At 70.8% G+C, this 14,817-nt stretch carries 13 protein-coding genes; 8 read left to right on the top strand and 5 right to left on the bottom strand.

The window, feature by feature from the left end; genetic code table 11:
• The 4 genes from ACFU99_RS11655 to ACFU99_RS11670 all read left to right on the top strand — a co-directional run.
• On the top strand, nucleotides 1-416 hold a 416-nt coding region (locus ACFU99_RS11655), incomplete at its 5' end, for a phosphatase PAP2 family protein (protein ID WP_384389368.1).
• Nucleotides 409-1,368: a decaprenyl-phosphate phosphoribosyltransferase gene (locus tag ACFU99_RS11660; RefSeq protein ID WP_384389370.1), complete on the top strand. Its 960-nt coding sequence runs from the start codon at nucleotides 409-411 to the stop codon at nucleotides 1,366-1,368. The genes ACFU99_RS11655 and ACFU99_RS11660, both read left to right, overlap by 8 nt.
• 13 nt (nucleotides 1,369-1,381) lie before the next feature.
• The gene (locus ACFU99_RS11665) at nucleotides 1,382-1,951 is read left to right on the top strand and encodes a GtrA family protein (protein WP_384389373.1); all 570 of its coding nucleotides are present in this window, start codon (nucleotides 1,382-1,384) and stop codon (nucleotides 1,949-1,951) included.
• Between the two features lie 28 nt (nucleotides 1,952-1,979).
• Complete coding sequence (locus ACFU99_RS11670) at nucleotides 1,980-2,930, top strand: YihY/virulence factor BrkB family protein (protein ID WP_384389376.1); 951 nt, start codon at nucleotides 1,980-1,982, stop codon at nucleotides 2,928-2,930.
• Nucleotides 2,931-2,963: 33 nt separating this feature from the next.
• Here ACFU99_RS11670 and ACFU99_RS11675 read toward each other — a convergent pair whose 3' ends face one another.
• From ACFU99_RS11675 to tnpA, 3 genes are all read right to left on the bottom strand, one after another.
• Entirely contained in the window at nucleotides 2,964-4,208 is a 1,245-nt protein-coding gene (locus ACFU99_RS11675; protein WP_384389379.1) for a D-alanyl-D-alanine carboxypeptidase family protein, read from the bottom strand.
• A gap of 396 nt (nucleotides 4,209-4,604) precedes the next feature.
• Nucleotides 4,605-4,835 carry a hypothetical protein gene (locus ACFU99_RS11680; RefSeq protein ID WP_384389382.1) on the bottom strand — a complete coding sequence of 77 codons (231 nt, stop codon included), beginning with the start codon at nucleotides 4,833-4,835 and terminating at the stop codon, nucleotides 4,605-4,607.
• 75 nt (nucleotides 4,836-4,910) lie between these two features.
• Nucleotides 4,911-5,339 (bottom strand): IS200/IS605 family transposase, encoded by a 429-nt coding sequence (tnpA, locus tag ACFU99_RS11685; protein ID WP_384389385.1) that lies wholly within the window; start codon nucleotides 5,337-5,339, stop codon nucleotides 4,911-4,913.
• A 53-nt stretch (nucleotides 5,340-5,392) separates the two neighbouring features.
• Between tnpA and ACFU99_RS11690 the strand changes: the two genes are divergently transcribed.
• Both ACFU99_RS11690 and ACFU99_RS11695 read left to right on the top strand, forming a co-directional pair.
• Nucleotides 5,393-6,607 carry an RNA-guided endonuclease InsQ/TnpB family protein gene (locus tag ACFU99_RS11690; protein ID WP_384389387.1) on the top strand — a complete coding sequence of 405 codons (1,215 nt, stop codon included), beginning with the start codon at nucleotides 5,393-5,395 and terminating at the stop codon, nucleotides 6,605-6,607.
• A 364-nt stretch (nucleotides 6,608-6,971) separates the two neighbouring features.
• Nucleotides 6,972-8,498 (top strand): PQQ-binding-like beta-propeller repeat protein, encoded by a 1,527-nt coding sequence (locus ACFU99_RS11695; protein ID WP_384389390.1) that lies wholly within the window; start codon nucleotides 6,972-6,974, stop codon nucleotides 8,496-8,498.
• Nucleotides 8,499-8,562: 64 nt separating this feature from the next.
• On the opposite strand, the gene ACFU99_RS11700 is transcribed toward ACFU99_RS11695, so the two are convergent.
• Together ACFU99_RS11700 and ACFU99_RS11705 are read right to left on the bottom strand one after the other, a co-directional pair.
• Complete coding sequence (locus ACFU99_RS11700; protein WP_384389393.1) at nucleotides 8,563-10,095, bottom strand: hypothetical protein; 1,533 nt, start codon at nucleotides 10,093-10,095, stop codon at nucleotides 8,563-8,565.
• 92 nt (nucleotides 10,096-10,187) lie between these two features.
• On the bottom strand, nucleotides 10,188-12,305 hold the full coding sequence (locus tag ACFU99_RS11705) for a hypothetical protein (RefSeq protein WP_384389395.1): 2,118 nt from the start codon (nucleotides 12,303-12,305) through the stop codon (nucleotides 10,188-10,190).
• Between the two features lie 466 nt (nucleotides 12,306-12,771).
• Between ACFU99_RS11705 and ACFU99_RS11710 the strand changes: the two genes are divergently transcribed.
• Nucleotides 12,772-13,824: an alpha/beta hydrolase family protein gene (locus ACFU99_RS11710; protein ID WP_384389398.1), complete on the top strand. Its 1,053-nt coding sequence runs from the start codon at nucleotides 12,772-12,774 to the stop codon at nucleotides 13,822-13,824.
• Nucleotides 13,825-14,067: 243 nt separating this feature from the next.
• On the top strand, nucleotides 14,068-14,541 hold the full coding sequence (locus tag ACFU99_RS11715; protein ID WP_384389401.1) for a GNAT family N-acetyltransferase: 474 nt from the start codon (nucleotides 14,068-14,070) through the stop codon (nucleotides 14,539-14,541).
• Nucleotides 14,542-14,817: the final 276 nt, after the last annotated feature.

Raw genomic sequence — 14,817 nt, forward strand, 5'->3', positions numbered from 1 at the left:
GCACCGCACTGATAGCCGCGGCGCACCTGGTCAGCATGGGTGCCAAACGCCTCGTACGCCGCCCCCGGCCGCCGCTCACGGGCCGCCGCGCCCCGCTCGTACGGACCGCGGGCCGCCACTCCTTCCCCAGCTCGCACGCCGCGTCGTCGGTCGCGGCGGCCGTGGCCTTCGCCGCGCTCGCGCCCATGACCAGGCGGTACGTGCCGGTGGCGGCCGCCGCGATGTGCGCCTCCCGGCTGCTGACAGGCGTCCACTACCCGACGGACGTGGCGGCGGGGGCGCTCCTGGGCGGGCTCACGGCGGGGGCGGGGCGGCGGTGGGTGATGGGAGGGGGCCGGGCGGCCCGCAGGTCCTCCGCGACCCGTACGGGCGACAGTGGTCCGCCCATGCGCCCGGGAGGTCGCCGGTATGGGTGAACCCGCCGCGGTCCTCGAAGAACCCCAGCCGCCCCCTGCCCCCACTGCCGCGACCGGCCGGGCGCGGGCTGCCGGGCTGCCGCTCGGGCTCGTGCGGACCGCCCGCCCCCGGCAGTGGATCAAGAACGTGCTCGTCGTCGCGGCCCCGGCCGCCGCCGGACGGCTCGCCTCCGTCCACGTCGCGGCCCAACTGGCTGTCGTCTTCGTCCTGTTCACCGCCGCCGCGTCCGCCGTCTACCTCATCAACGACGCACGCGACGCCGACGCCGACCGCGCGCACCCCGACAAGTGCCGCCGCCCCGTCGCCGCCGGCCAGGTGCCCGCGGGCCTCGCGTACGCCGTCGGCGGGCTGCTGGCCGTACTCGCCCCGGCGGCGGCCGTGGCGCTGTGCAACCCCGCGACGGCCGGGCTCCTCGGCGCGTACGTCATGATGCAGCTCGCCTACTGCATGTCGCTCAAGCACGTGCTCGTCGTCGACCTCGCGGTCGTCACCACGGGGTTCCTGATGCGCGCGATGGCCGGCGGGGTGGCGCTGGCCATCCCGCTCTCGCGCTGGTTCCTGATCACGGCGGGGTTCGGCGCGCTGTTCATGGTGGCCGCCAAGCGGTACTCCGAGGCGCTGCTGATGGCCGAGCGCGGCGGCGAGTCGCGCGCCCTGCTGCGCGAGTACACCACCGGCTATCTGCGGTTCGTCTGGCAACTGGCGGCCGGGGTCGCGGTCCTCGCCTACTGCCTGTGGGCGCTGGAGGGCGACCGCGCGGTGGACGGCGGCTCGCTGCCCTGGCGGCAGCTGTCGATGGTGCCGTTCATCCTCGGCGTGCTGCGGTACGCGGTCTTCGCCGACCGGGGCACGGCCGGCGCGCCCGAGGACGTGGTGCTGCGGGACCGGGGGCTGGCCGTCGTCGCCGTGGTGTGGATGACGCTGTACGGGCTGGCGGTCGCGGGGCTGTGAGCGGCGGGCGCAGATGAGTACGGGGCCGGCGGGGCTCGTGGGGCGGGTGCGGGCGATGGTGCCGGAGGCGGCCGGGTTCGCGCTGGCGGGGCTGGCCGCGTACGCCGCCGACCTCGGCCTCTTCCTGTGGCTGCGCGGCCCGGCCGGACTCGGCCCGCTGACGGCGAAGGCGCTGTCGTTCGCGGCGGGCTGCACGGTCGCGTACCTCGGCAACGCTTTCGGCACGTACCGCCGCCGCGCGGCTGCCGCCGCTGCCGCTGCCGCCGGGGGCCGGGCCCGCCGGGTCCGCCGGTTCGCGGTCTTCTGCGCCGTGAACGTCGCGGGCGCGCTCGTACAACTCCTGTGTCTGGCGTTCTCGCACTACGGTCTCGGCCTCACGTCGGCACACGCGGACGCCGTATCCGGCGCCGGGATCGGGATGGCGTTGGCGACGTGTCTGCGGTTCTGGGGTACTCGGACGCTGGTCTTCCGCGAGGAGCGGCCGGAGCGGCCGGAACGGGCGGAACGGGCGGGGATGGCGCCGGAGCGGAAGGCGGGAACGGCACCGGCACGGGAGATGGGGCAGGCGCCCGCAGGGGAATGAACGCCGACAAAAGGGATAGGTGTGGATCATGGATTGGTTGACCCGGCTGCCATGGATCGGCCCCGTGATCGCCCGGCTGATGCGCACGCACGCGTGGCGCTCGTACGAGACGCTGGAACGGGTGAAGTGGGCCCGGCTGGCCGCCGCGATCACCTTCACCAGCTTCCTCGCCCTCTTCCCGCTGATCACGGTGGGCGCGGCCGTCGGGGCGGCGGTGCTCAGCAAGCAGCAGATGCGCGACCTCGAACACAAGCTCGCGGAGCAGGTGCCGGGCATCTCCGGCCAGCTCGACCTCAGCTCCCTCGTCGACAACGCCGCCACGGTCGGCGTCGTCGCGGGCGCGCTGCTGCTCTTCACCGGCATCGGCTGGGTCAGCTCGCTGCGCGAGTGCCTGCGCGCCGTCTGGGAAAAGGAGGAGGACCCCGGCAACCCCATCGTCCTCAAGCTCAAGGACGCCGCCGTCCTGCTGGGCCTCGGCGGAGTGGCCCTCGTCTCCTTCGGCGCCTCCGCCTTCGCGTCCTCGGCGGTGGGCTGGGTGGCGGAGCAGATCGGCCTCGCCGAGGGCGGAGTGGGCAGCGCGCTGCTGTCGGTGGCGGGCTTCTGTTTCGCGGTGCTCGCCGACTTCGTGCTGATGCTCTACGTCCTGACGCGCCTGCCCGGCGTCTCCCCGCCCCGCCGCCGCATGGTCGTCGCCGGCCTCATCGGCGCCATCGGCTTCGAACTGCTGAAACTGCTGCTCAGCGGCTATCTCCAGGGCGTCGCGGCCAAGAGCATGTACGGGGCCTTCGGCACCCCCATCGCGCTCCTGCTGTGGATCAGCTTCACGGCAAAACTGACGCTGTTCTGCGCGGCGTGGACGGCCACGCCGTCCGCTTCGGCGGGAGAGGCGACGGCCGGTGAAGGTGAACCGGAGGCGCGGCCTGTCGCGACGGCCCCGCCGCCGGCCGCGTCCAGCGGGGCCACGGCTGTCGGCGACTGAAACCGTCCTGGGGCCCGTACGACGTGCCGTCGCTCAGGAGCGGCGCCTGAGCGGCCAGCGGCGGTGGACCAGGTACGCGGCGGCGGCCAGGACCACGACCGCGCCGCCCGCGATGCCCAGGGCCGTGCCCATCCCGCCGCCACCGGAGCCGGCGACCGACGCCTGAGCGCCGCTCTGATGCTTGGCGCCGTCCTTGCCGCCGGACTTGTCGCCCACGCCCTGCGGCGGCACGAGCATGCCCACCGGCTTGACGTGTCCCGCCGCCGCGAAGCCCCAGTCGAGCAGCCGGGCGCTCTCCTTGTAGACCTCGTCGGCCTCCGCCTTCTGCGGGTTCATGACCGTGACCAGCAGCTTCCGCTCACCGCGCTGCGCGACACCGGTGAAGGTGGCCCCGGCGTTGGTCGTGTTGCCGTTCTTGACGCCCGCGATGCCCTTGTACGGCTGGACGCCGTGCCCGATGTCGCCGACGAGCAGCCGGTTGGTGTTCTGGATGCCGAAGCTCTCGCGCTTCGTGCCCTTGCCCTTCTTGTCCTTCTTCTCCTCGCCCGGGAACTGGGCGCTCGGCGTCGAGCAGTACTCCCGGAAGTCCGCGTTCTGGAGCCCGGAACGGGCGAAGAGCGTGAGGTCGTACGCGCTGGAGACCTGCCCCGGCTCGTCGTAGCCGTCCGGCGAGACGACGTGCGTGTCGTCGGCCCGCAGCTCCTTCGCGTGGGCCTGCATGTCCGTGACCGTCTTCGGCACACCGCCGTTCATCGCGGCCAGCACGTGCACCGCGTCGTTGCCGGACCGCAGGAAGACGCCGCGCCACAGGTCGTGGACCGTGTACGTCAGGTTCTCCTTGATGCCCACGAGGCTGCTGCCCGCGCCCATCCCCGCCAGGTCGGACGGCGCGACCTTGTGCGTCTGGGTCTTGGGGAACTTCGGCAGCACGGTGTCCGCGAACAGCATCTTCAGCGTGGAGGCGGGCGGCAGCCGCCAGTGCGCGTTCTCGGCGGCCAGGATCTCGCCGGTCTCGGCGTCGGCGACCAGCCAGGACCGCCCGGAGAGATCCTTCGGCAGCGCCGGGGCACCCGACTCCGGCTGCACCTGGCGGCCGGGGCGGCCGAGGAGGTCCCCGCCGACCGTGGACATCTGCCCCGGCGGTTTGGTCGGCGGCTTCCCCTTGTCGTCGGTGTGGTCGGCGGCCTGGGCGGGGGCGGCGGTGAGCAGCGCGGGCAGCAGCAGCGACGCGGTGGTCAGGGCCACGGCCCCGTAACGCAGCGCGGCGGCCCTCGGCACCCTGGGCGCCCTCGGAACACGAGAATTCGTCGGCACGCTGGTGAACGTACCCCGGCGCCCCCGCGTGTCGATCAGTGAGTCACCCGATCGCACCCCGCGCGCAGGACCAATGGGACCAGTGTCCGTATTCGCCCCTGTTCCCGGCCTGGACCCGGATCCTGCCCCGGGTCCCGCCCCGGGCCCCGGAACGTGGAGCTGCTTCATCTGGATCACCTTTCCTGGGGCACTGCGGGCACTGCGGGCACTGAGGGCGCTGACCGAGGGCGTCCGACCACCGCCGCGAAGCACAGGTCAGCGCTCGTGACGCCGTTCGTCGCCTCCCCCCTGTAGAGGCCATGGATCCGGCCGGGGTTGCGTTGCGCGCCGGGGCGGTAGCGAAACTCACAGCAATTACTTCTACAGGCCGTGCAACCTGTGCAGCAGGTACAGGAGTACGGCAGTCAGCGCCGACTCCAGCGCCGTGGCGAACGCCCGTCCCGCCCCGGCCGCCGCGCTGCGGAGCAGTGCCCGCGGGATGCGGGAGGAGACGTGGGTGGAGACGCGGGAGGAGACACGGGAGCGGAGTGCCGATTGCGGTTCCACGCCCGAGCCGGGGCCGCCGTGCGGTGCGTGAGGAACACGTTCCATCCCTGATCTTGCGTGGGTATCCCCGGCTTCAGCCTGGGAGGGGGAACGCATCCTAAGACTGTTCTGACCGTCACCTTAGAGTGGACGTTTTTGCTGCTCGATGTACTGACGGATCATTGTGAGTGGTGCGCCGCCGCAGGAGCCTGCGAAGTAGGAGCGGGACCAGAAGACGGAGCCCATCCCGATGTGGTTGATGCGGCCGGTGTATTCGGCGCGCAGGTATCGGGAGCTGACCCCCTTGAGGCTGTTGATCAGCTTGGACAGGGCGATCTTCGGCGGGTAGTGCACGAGCAGGTGGACGTGATCGGCTTCGCCGTTGAACTCCCTCAGCTCCGTCTCGAAGCCGGCGCACACCTCGCGCATGATCTCCTCGCACCGCTTCAGCATGGCGTCATCGAAGATGTTCTTCCGGTACTTCGTGACGAACACCAAGTGTGCGTGCAGGTGACAGGTGACGTGGCGGCCAGTGCGAATATCGGGGTTTGGGTTCCAGCGCGGTGACATACGCCAAGCGTAGTATGCTCCTGCGAGCCGACGTGGAAGGAGGAGTGGGCCGGATGATCCGTGCGTACAAGTTCCTCATGCGGCCTACCGTGGGCCAGGCCGCCGCGCTCGGCGAGATGCTGCGCGATCACTGCTCCCTCTACAACGGGGCGTTGCAAGAACGCCGCGACGCCTACCGGCACGTCTCCAAGACGAGCGTCAGGTACGGGCAGCAGTCCGCACAGCTCACCGAGATCCGGGCCTTCGATCCGGAGCGTCAGGGGCGGTGGTCGTTCTCCAGCCAGCAGGCGACCTTGCGCCGTCTGGAGAAGGCGTTCGCCGCGTTCTTCCGGCGCGTGAAAGCCGGGGACAAGCCGGGCTGTCCCCGCTTCCGGGGCGTCAACCGGTTCGACACGGTGGACTTCCCGAAGGACGGCGACGGCTGCCGCTGGGATTCCACCCCGCACGACCCCACAACCCGTGTCCGCCTGCAAGGCGTCGGACACGTCAAGGTCAACCAGCACCGGCCCGTGGCCGGCAAGGTCAAGACCGTCAGCGTCAAGCGCGAAGGCCGACGCTGGTACGTGATCCTGACCGCCGAGCAGGCCGCCCCCGAGCCGCTTCCGGCAACGGGCTCCGTGGTCGGCATCGACATGGGCCTAGCCAACTTTCTCGCCGACTCCAACGGCGGGTTCGTGGCCAGCCCCCGGTATGGCCGGAAGGCCGCTGCGAAACTCGGAGCCGCACAGCGGGATCTCGCCCGGTTCGGCCGCGTCCGCCGCGACCAGCGCACCGCCAACCACCAGCGGGCCGTCCAGCGCGTTGCCGACCTGCACCGCAAGGTCCGCCGTCAGCGCCTGGACCACGCGCACAAGACGGCTCTTGACCTCGCGCGCGCACACGACTTCATCGCGCACGAAGACCTCAAGATCCGCAACATGGTCAAGGCCCCTGCCCCGAAGCCGGACCCCGCGATGCCGGGCATCTTCCTGCCCAACGGGGCGGCGGCGAAGGCCGGACTCAACCACTCGATCTCGGATGCCGGATGGGGGGTGTTCCTGACGATCCTGCACGCCAAGGCTGAAAGCGCCGGACGGGAAGTGATCGCCGTGGACCCCCGCAACACCTCCCGGACCTGCCCCGAATGCGGACATCTCTCAGCGGAGAACCGGCCCACCCAGGAGAAGTTTCACTGCGTCTCGTGCGGCCACCGCGCACACGCGGACACCGTGGGCGCCCTGAACGTTCTACGGGCCGGGCTGGCCCGTCGCGACGCCAACCCGGCATAGCGAGAAGCCCCCGCCTCCAGGCGGCGGAGGAGTCACGAGAGATCCCCTTTTGTGAGCCCGTCAGTCCGTCCGTCCGGCGTGAGTGCCGGGCCGGTGCCCTCCAGTAGCCGGTACGGGCCGCACCGGCCCCAAGGAAGTCCGGAGAGATCCGCTGACGCCCGTACGAAACAGCAGGTCGGAGCGGGTATCCGAACTTCTCCGAGTCGGAGTGCGCGGGGACGAGACCGGGGACGGGCCGGGGACGAGACCGGAAACGGGGCCGGAAACGGAACCGGATGTGGGCTGAACGGATGCGGCCTCGCGCCCGTACTGGAGGGGGGAGGGGACCGGCCGTGGGCCGGTCGCGGCGCGAGGAGGCCCGCCCGTGGAGGCACGGCGATCACCGCACGGCACCGGCACCGGCATCGGTACGAGCACCAGCACTGGCACCAGCACGGGCACCGGCACGGGACCCGGCCCGCTCGTGCGCGAGCTGATCACCCTGGAAGCGCAGGCCAAGGAGGTATGGGCGCGGGCCGGGCGGCGTACGACGAGAGCCGCACTGGCGAAGCGGAGCGGGGTGTCGGAGCAGACGCTCAGCGACTGGTTCAACGGCCGCCACCATCCGCGCGACCTCGACCAGTTGATGAAGGTCGTGCACGTACTGGCCGGGTGGGCGGGCCGGTCCGACGTCCCGTACCAGCCGTGGGCCCGGCTCTTGGAGGCGACGCCGCCGCCCCGGCCCGTCGCCGCCCAGCCCCCTGTTCCCGACGAGGACGTTCCCTATGAAGGGGAGCTGTCGGACCGTACGGCCGCCTGGCTGACCCGGCGGAACTTCCTGACGAACGCGGTCACGGCGACCGCCGCCGTCGGCACAGGAGTCGCCGGATGGCGCGTCCTCGACGTCCAGGACGTCGCGCCGGGCCAAAAGCGCTGGAGGGCCGCGACCGGCGGGCCGGTGAGCTCGGACCCCGCCGTGGCGAAGGGCGTGGTGTATTTCGGGAGCGACGACCAGCACATCTACGCGGTCCGTACGAGCACGGGGAAGCCGGTGTGGCGGCAGCCGTTCTCGACCGGAGGGAGGGCGCGGTCATCACCGGTGGCGGCCGAGGGCGTGGTCTACGCCGGCAGCGACGACGGCAAGCTGTACGCCATCGACGCGCGCTCCGGGAAGCAGCGGTGGGAGCGGCCTCTCAACGCCGCGCTGGGCTGGTCCTCGCCGGTCCTGGCCGGTGACTCCGTGTACGTGAGCAGCGGTAACGACACGGAACGGAGGACCCTGTACAGGGTCGGCGCGGCACACGGCGAAGAGCGGTGGAAGTGCCCGATCTCCGACCGTCCCGTCTGGGGGCCCGCGGTGGCGGACGGAGCGGCGTACGTCGGCTGTGACGACGGCTTCCTGTACTGCGTCGACGCCGCCCGCGGCAAACTGCTCTGGAAGTTCCGCGGGGATGAAGGCAAGGCCTTCTGGCGTCCCGCGGTCGCCGGGGGAACGGTGTATGTCGGCAGCAGCGACGGGAAGCTGTACGCGATCGACCCCAAGAGCCGGAAAGCGCTCTGGTCCAGCCCCCTTGCCACCGAACAGCCCGTGGGCTCGACCCCCCTCGTGGTCGGCTCGACGGTGTATGTCGGCAGCGACGAGAGACGTGTGTACGCCGTCGCCGTGTCCAACGGCCGGATGCTGTGGAAGGCCGACACAGACGGCGTGATCCGTACGCGCCCAACCGTGGCCAAGGGCACGGTGTACGTCAGCAGTCTGGACGGCTATTTGTACGCGTTCCGCGCGGCTGATGGCACGGTGCGCTGGAAGAGCGGGCGCCTCGGGGGCGCCCTCTGGTCGTCGCCGGTCGTGGCGGACGGAAGTGTCTATGTGGGCAGTGACGACAAGAACGTGTACGCGGTGACAGCGTGAGAGCCGGGCAGGGGCGGGCCGGGGCGGGCAGGGCCCACCCGCCCCCTTCGGCCTTTCAGCCTTGTCAGGTCCCGGGCTTGTTGGGCGCCGTGCAGTCGGACGGCGACGGATGTCCCTCCGGCCAGGCGAGGCGGTCGAAGACGGCCTTCTTGGTGACCGGGTCGAGGTGCACGATGGGCACGGCCTTGTTGTACGGGTTGCCGTACTGGTCGAGGCAGATCGGGCCGCTCGCGCCGTGCACCGTGTGGGTGCCGTGCAGCCGCAGCCAGCCGTCGGCCACCTGGGGGAGCGTGGGCATCCGGACCGAGCCGACGGTGCTGTTGCGGATGCCGGCGATCGCCGTGGCGACCGAGTCGTGAGTGATGATCGTCCGGGAGTCGACCAGGGACACCGGGCCGATCGGGTGCTCCGAGCCGGGCCCGAACTCCGCGGCCAGGTCGCGGAACTCCTTGTACGCGGCCTTGGACGCGTCGTCGGACCTGTCGGCGGGTCCGTTGTCGGACCCGGGGGCGTTCGGCGCCCACGCGTCCGGGTGCGCCAGGCCCGCGTAGCGCAAGGTGATGCCCGCACCCTTGGTCAGCGAGCCCCATTCGGGCGCGAACTTGGGGTCCACCGTCAGGGTGGACGCGTGTGAACCGGTGATCACCGTGTAACGCTTGTCGCAGGTGCGGTTCCCCAACTCGACCAGAAACTGACGTAGTTGCACGGGCCGCCCCGCGAAGTAGACCGTCTTCGCGTCGGAGGTGCAGATGTCCGCCACCATCTGGTGGAAGTCGTTGGAAAGGTTGTCCTCCTTGTTGAAGTCCTTCGGCGAGCGGAAGGTCTCGGGGGCGTTCTTCGCCCCCTTGGCCAGGCGCTCGAACACCCGGCGCAGCGTATACAGGTAGTTGTCGCCTTCCCGGAGATCCTCCACGACCATGGTCTCGTCGGGCTTCTTGCCCGCGCCGTAGGACCCCAGGGCAGCCGCCTGGTCGCTGTTGGTGGGGGCGACGCGCGCCAGACCGCGGAAGGCGTGCGGGCGCTCCGGGGTGTTGGCGAAGTCGTTGCCGGTGAGCGAGCCCGCGACGACGGGGATGCCCTTGGTGTTGGTGAGGTACGCCAGCGCGTCCTCGGTGGCGTCCAGGCTGATGTTGATACCGGCGACGGCGCGGAGATTCTCGCGCCCGGACGCGGCGGCCGACGCGAGCCGGTCGGCGATGGGGCGCCAGAACTCGTAGTTGTGGCCGGGGTTGGCGAGCAGCAGCCGTACGGGCGGACGCTGGTTGTTGGAGCGGTGGTTGGCGCGGTACTGGGCGAGGTACGCGCCCTGGGTCTGCTCGACGAGTTCGCGCTGCTCGGCGGCGTTGTCCGAGATCATCGGGATCATCAGCGCGACCGTGACCGGCGTCTTGCCGGCGACCGCGTCGTTCTCCGCCTTGATGCGCTGGGTGACCTGCTTCAGCGCCGGGGCGAAGACCACGGAGCCGTCGGTGACGCCCGTGCATTCATGCTGCGTGCCGCGCTCTTTGACCCCCGACCCGCACGAGGGGTCGTGCCGGGAGGCTCTGACGGTGAAGTACGTGCCCGCAACCACGGCGAGGACCAAGACGCCGATCAACAGGTAACGGTAGATCCTGCCGGCGGGTAACAGCCTGCGGAGGAACACGCCGACGCGATGCCGGATCCGGCGAAGGGCCCTGACCAGTCGATTCATGTGCCGGACCTTTCCGCGTCGACGACGGTCCGGAGATCCGGCGCCTGCGCCCAGCCGCTCAGCTGCGCGGGCCACTGTTCGTGGGCGCGGAAGAAGATCTCCTGCGGTACGGGACTGCTGTACTGGGCCAGCGTGAACAATTGGTGCTTGATGCTGTCGATCGCCGCGCTCCCGGGCACGGCCTGCGGCGCGGACTGCCGCCACAGGTTCAGCACCAGCAGCTCGATGGCCTGGTGTACGGGCACGGGCCCGCCGTCGGCCGCGCAGGCAAGGCACGGCGGGGCGTCCTCGTCCGGGGGCGGCAGGCCCGGCGGCGGGTGGGGTGCGGCGCAGACGAGGTTGACGGCGGCCAGCCACGCGAAGGCGTCGCCCTGCGAGAAGCGGCGGTGCAGGGTCCGTACGACCACGTCCGTGTCGCCGAGGGCCAGCGAGTGGTGCAGATAGCGGTTGTCGTGCGTGTCCGCGCCGCGGCCCAGCCCCTGCGGGTCGTAGTGGGCGCGCAGCCGCAGATGGATGTCGCGCCAGTCGCCCGCCCGCGGGGTCCGCCCGGTGAGGTCGCGCAGGGCGTGCAGCAGCAGGACGCGCAGCGCGCCGTCGCCGACGAACGGGCCGTCCAGACCGGGCCAGGCGCGCTGCTCCCAGTGGTTGTCGCGCAGATGGCTCTTGGCCCGCTGTACGGGCACGGCCCCGCCGTCCCCCGGCGGGAAGACGTCGCTGAGTTTATGGGCCGCACTGTCGTCGAGCGCCGGCGCGAAATAGGTGAGGCGCCCGCGCGCGGTCGCGTCGGGCAGCAGCCGCTCCAGCAGGAAGGCGTGTACGGGCGTGCCCGGCTGACCTGCGGCCGGAGTGTCGAGCAGGGCCGCCGGGGACACCGCCCCGCCGGTGCGCAGCTGCCCGATGACGGCATCGACCAGGGCATGGACGATGGCGGCCCGGCCCGCGCTGAGCCGCAGCACGAGCTGAGTGGTGCCGGGCGGCGGGCTCTCCGCCCCGAACATGAACATGATGTCGTCCAGTTCCAGCGCCGCCAGGCGTACGGGCAGCAGCCAGCCCTCCTTCGCGGCGGGCCGCTCCTCCCGCCAGATCGGGCCGCGCATCGTCCGCGTGTCCGGCGTCCTGCCGCCGACCCTTCCCAGGGCCGTGGTGACGACGACCGGGCGCATCGCCCGGCGGGGCGTCGCGGCGTCGTGGTGCGCGGCCAGCAGCAGGTCGAGAAACTTCGCGCCCGGCGCGGTATGGACGTTGTCCAGGAGCAGCAGCGGGCGCGGAACCGCGTTCGCGATGCGCAGCGGCCCGTAGTAGTCCGCGACGTCCGCCAGCAGGGAGGCCAGCAGATGGCGTTCGGACCGGGTGCGCTTGACGCCTTCGCCCCGGAAGTCCATGGCCAGCGCCGTCAGTTGGTCGTACGCGTTCCCCATCGGCGCGACGTCGCGCGCCGCCCACCAGGCGAGTCCGGCGCGGTGCGGGCGCTGCCCGAACAGCTCGACGGACACGGTCTCGACGATGGCCTGCACCATGGAGCCCATCTCGGCGGGCAGCCCGGCGAGGGGCCCGACGGCCTGGGCGGCTCTATTGACCCACATGGCGACCCGCTCGGCGCGTTTCGCCGGGTCGGGCTGGCTGTCCTGGAGCAGAGCATCCAACCTGCGTCCGGCGGCGGCGAGTTCGTCGGGCCGTACCGCCACTGGAATGCCGTCGTCGGTGTCCTGGACCTGCCAGCTGCTGACGGCGATCAGCCCCTGTGTGAGCCGGGGCAGGGACAGGGCCCTGCCGAAGTCGCGCGGGTGCTTGGTGAGCCGGAAGCTGAGGAGGAACAGCAGGTCGGAGATGGTCGAGGCGTTGGGCGTACCGGCGGCGACGACCGGGGCGAGCCCGGCCACCCCGAAATCGTCCGCTCCCAGGTCGGCGTACGCCTGGGGAACCCGCTGCCGGTACTGCTCGGCCAGCGCCTCCAACACGGCGGTCTTACCGCTGCCTTGGCCGCCGACGCAGCTGAGAACGGGGGCGTACCCATGACGCGGCGGCGGAATGCGGTGCCTGCCAGTGCGATCCAGCCCTACGAGCGCGGGCACCACATCCCGAAGCAACGCCCTACGCCCGTACAGTTCAGCCATGATCCCCCCTCAGCCGGAACTCCTCGGGGCCATGTGCGTAATGAGGGGGAGGATAGGGGATGCGGTCAAGTGTGCGTTTCTGGGGGCGCGTTGACCAGCCACTGGTGAATTCGTGCCGCCGTCACGCCCTTGGGGGGGCGACGACCTCTTGGCTTGGGGGGTGGACGAGGTCTGCCGGGTGGGGCTGGCCCTACCGGCAAGAGGCGGGTCTGCCTCATCGTCGGCGGCGGGGGGCTGACGGTTGTCTGGGAGCGGGTGCCTTCTGCGGTATCCACACCCTTCCCGAGGGGGGATCTCCATGACGGGCAGCGCCGCCGAACCCAGGCCGCCACGGAGGGCGGTGCTGCTGGCCGGTGTTGGTGTCGGTGCGGGGCTGGTTCCGGGAGTGTTGGGGACGGGGCCTGCTCTCTCGTCGGGGACTCGGTTCACGCTGCCAGCCCCGACCGGTAGGCAGCGCATCGGCACGGTGTCGCTGCACCTCGTCGACCGGTCGCGCCCCGACCCTTGGGCGGCGTCCGGCCAACCGGTCCGAGAACTCATGATCCAGGTCTGGTACCCGGCCGCCGCCGTCCACGGGTTTCCGAACGCGCCGTGGATGACGCCCGCCATCGCGCGCGCGTACGAGAAGGCGAACCGTCTTCCCGCCCTCCCCTGGCCGACGACTCACGCGCACCTCGGCGCTCCGGTGCGGCGACGCCGGGGCGGATGGCCCGTGCTGCTCTACTCCCATGGGCTGCGGGGCTGGCGAACCGAGGCCACTGCTCTTGTGGAGGACCTAGCCGGTCACGGCTACGTCGTGGTTTCCATTGACCACACTCACGATGCGCTGGCCGTCGAGTTCCCGGACGGGCGTGTGGAGACTGCGGCCATTCCTGAATTCACGGACGCCAACGAGGTGGAACTGACCATCAAGGCGGTAGACGCGAGGGTGGCTGACACTCGATTCGTTCTGGGCCAACTCGCCACGATCGATTACGGATACGCCCGTGACGGCGACCGACGGCCGCTTCCATGTTGCTTGCGGGGCGCATTCGACCTGGCGCACGTGGGGATGTTCGGCCACTCGGACGGGGGCGCGACGACCGCGGCGGCCCTGCACGACGACCCTCGCCTCGTCGCCGGGGCCAACCTCGACGGAACCCTGTGGACCCCCGCCTCCGTCGCCGGTTCCGACCGCCCGCTCCTGCTGTTCGGCAGGAACGAGCAGGACCGGGGAAGGGACGCGAGCTGGGATACGTTCTGGCCCAGGCAGCGCGGCCCGAAGCTGCGGCTCACCCTCACCGGGGCGGCCCACGACTCCTTCATCGATTTCCCCCTGCTGCTCCACCAGGCGGCGCCCCTCCTCGGCCTCTCGCCCGACGAGGTCGACAAGGCGGCCGGCACGATCGACGAGTACCGCGCGGCCGCCGTAGTGCGCGCGTACGTCAACGCCTACTTCGACCGATACCTGCGCCATTGCCGAACCGACCTGCTCGACGGACCGGATGGCCGCTATCCGGAGATCGAGTTCGCCCCCTGACGCCCCGGCGACAACGCACGGCCAGGTCTCCGCCACCGCCCGGCGCCCGGCGGCCGCTGCGTTTGTCAGACCCCCTCGGTACGTTCGCCGCATGAGAGCTACAGCAACGTTCACCGTCAAAGCGTTCGTCCCGACCGAGCTGAAGCCCGAGCCGGCTGTTTCGCCGGCATACCGTGACGGAAGGTCGCGGCTGGGCTGAGCCGGCCAACTTGGTTGTGACATTGCGGAGGGTGACGCGGCGCCATGGAGATATCCCTGCGTGAAACTCAGGACGGTGACCTGCCCGTCTTCTGGGAACACCTGACGGACCCGGAGGTGCGGCACATGGCCGCTGCTACGCGGAAGTACCACTACGGCCGGGGCCACTTCGACCGGTTCTGGGCCAAGGTACGGACCGATCCGGCAAGGATCCTGCGAACCGTTATCGCCGATGGCGTCGTGGCAGGACACGCGGTAGTAGCCGGACCGCCAGACGAGAGGGAGATCTCCTACACCAGCGGGCGGTCTCACTGGTGGGGTCGAGGCGTCGCCTCGCGAGCTCTCGCTGAACTGATCAAGCTGGAAGACACCCGCCCGCTACATGCCACCGCCGCTGCTGACAACGCCGGTTCCATCCGCGTACTGGAGAAGTGCGGCTTCATCGTGACGGAACATGGTCGTTCTTTCGCGCAGGCTCGGAACCAGGACATCGACATCGTGCGCTTGACGCTGCGCTGAGCAAAGTCCCCAGCCAGCGAACCCTCCGGCCGCCCCTTCATCGCATACTTTGACGCTCCCTCATCTGTACGAGGGGCTGCACGTCCACCTTGTACGCAGGCAACCGTCGACGCGTGCCGTCCGCGCAAGATGCTCGGCTGGGATTTCCCAGCCGAGCATCTGTCTAATCTGCTTGACACGACGCGTCAGTGATCACGTGTTGCTATGGCTCCTAGGGCCTGTATTGAGTCGTGTTCAAGGGGCGGTGCGGGTGAGGTCTTTGATCCAGATCATTGA

This window comes from Streptomyces sp. NPDC057654 (assembly GCF_042800135.1).
Classification (GTDB): domain Bacteria; phylum Actinomycetota; class Actinomycetes; order Streptomycetales; family Streptomycetaceae; genus Streptomyces.